The sequence below is a fragment of the Curtobacterium sp. B18 genome (assembly GCF_000333375.1).
Lineage (GTDB): Bacteria > Actinomycetota > Actinomycetes > Actinomycetales > Microbacteriaceae > Curtobacterium.
In genome coordinates this window covers 1-1,563 of the sequence record NZ_BACZ01000306.1, presented here as the reverse complement: position 1 = coordinate 1,563, position 1,563 = coordinate 1, and the positions used below count along the sequence as shown (strand labels likewise).

Annotated in this window: 1 protein-coding gene; it reads left to right on the top strand. The window is 71.4% G+C overall.

Annotated elements, in window-relative coordinates:
* Window positions 1-431: 431 nt before the first annotated feature.
* Window positions 432-1,202 carry a winged helix-turn-helix domain-containing protein gene (locus I5E_RS08265; RefSeq protein ID WP_022906561.1) on the top strand — a complete coding sequence of 257 codons (771 nt, stop codon included), beginning with the start codon at window positions 432-434 and terminating at the stop codon, window positions 1,200-1,202.
* Window positions 1,203-1,563 lie beyond the last annotated feature (361 nt).

Sequence of the window (1,563 nt, the reverse complement as noted above, 5' to 3'; positions counted from 1 at the left end):
CCTCCTGTCCGTCTTCCCCGTGCGTTCGCAGAACGCACCGTCCGCGCGGACGGTTGACACGACGTTGGTATCCCACCGATACTCGTCCCATGACTGCAACCGTGTCCACCCGCGTCCTCTCCGAGGCACTGGGGACCGCCGGCATGATGATGCCGGCCATGGCCGTCATGCGTTGTCGAATGTGTGCCTGATCGGCACCCGTTCCAGCCGGATCCCCCGCGACACCACCCCCGTCGCGCGAGCGTGATCCCAGGGTGACGACCACGTCGACGACACGCACCACGTCACGAGGTCCGTCCCCGTACCCCCGGGTCGGCCCCGGTCCGCAGCAGGACCGCAGGGCACCACGGCACTCGCCGTACCCGGACCGACGCATTCGACACGGCCGCGGCACACCTCGACACCGCAGCCACATCGCCCGGAGAACCGCCATGTCGCTCACCATCGCCCAGCCCCGCACCACCCTCCGCACCGCAGCCCCCGCGCCGACCGACCTCGGTACCGTCACCCCGATCCGTCCGCGTCGCCAGCCCGCCGCCCCGCCCGTCGCCGCCGGCGTGCCGACGAGCCCGGTCGTCGCCCCGCAGCGCAACCGCGCCCTGCCCGAGGGAACCGAGGCCCGTGGCTTCGCCCTGTACGTGGGCATCGACGAGGCGAAGGCCGCCGCGGCCGGCACGACGCTCGCCGCGGTCGTCGAGCAGCTCAAGGCCCTCACCGCGCAGCTCGTGCCGACGTCCGAGACCTACGCCGCCGTGGCCGTCGCCGCCGAGGGCTCCGGCGGCCGTGACGTCGACGTCGTCCGGCTCGCCCTGCAGGACCGCTCCGCCGTGGCCGCCCGCAAGCAGGCGGAGAAGCCCGAGCCCGAGGAGACCGGCGTCGTCATCGACATCTCCCGCAAGCGCGTCACCCTCGACGGCGAGGCCGCGCCCCTGACCTACAAGGAGTTCGAGCTCCTGCAGTTCCTCGTGCTGCGCGAGGGCCAGACGGTGGACCGCTCGGCGATCATCGACGGGCTCTGGTCCGACGGCGAGGACGAGACCCCGAACGAGCGGACGATCGACGTGCACGTCCGACGGCTCCGGTCGAAGCTCGGCGCCTTCGAGGAGATCGTCCGCACCGTGCGCGGGGTCGGCTACCGCTTCGACCGGCACGCGGACGTCGCGGTGCGCTACGCCTCGACGCCGTCGCCCGACCTCTTCTGATCGTGATCGCTGCTTCTTGGTGAACTCGCAGCGAACGACCGCCGCGTCCGCTAGCGCGCCGTTACCCGTTCGTTATACAGTCATCCCTGCAGGCAGTGTTTGCTGTGGCACCGCCTGTGGAATGTGATTGCAGGACACTCTTGGTGCAAGGGAGAGGGCCGTCCGCCGGGCAACCGGTGGGCGGCCCTCGTGCGTTGGCGGAACTGCGCCGTCCTGCAAGGGAGAGGGCCGTCCGCCGGGCAACCGGTGGGCGGCCCTCGTGCGTTGCGGGGGACACGGATGCGCGTCAGCGGCATCCCGTGTCCGAGGCCGTCGGTAGTGTGGCATGACCGTACGACCCAGAGGAGCGGGGACGTGAACG

Coding starts and splice junctions, on each gene's coding strand:
- I5E_RS08265 (WP_022906561.1), top strand. CDS start 432: ATGTCGCTCACCATCGCCCAGCCCCGCACCACCCTCCGCACCGCAGCC.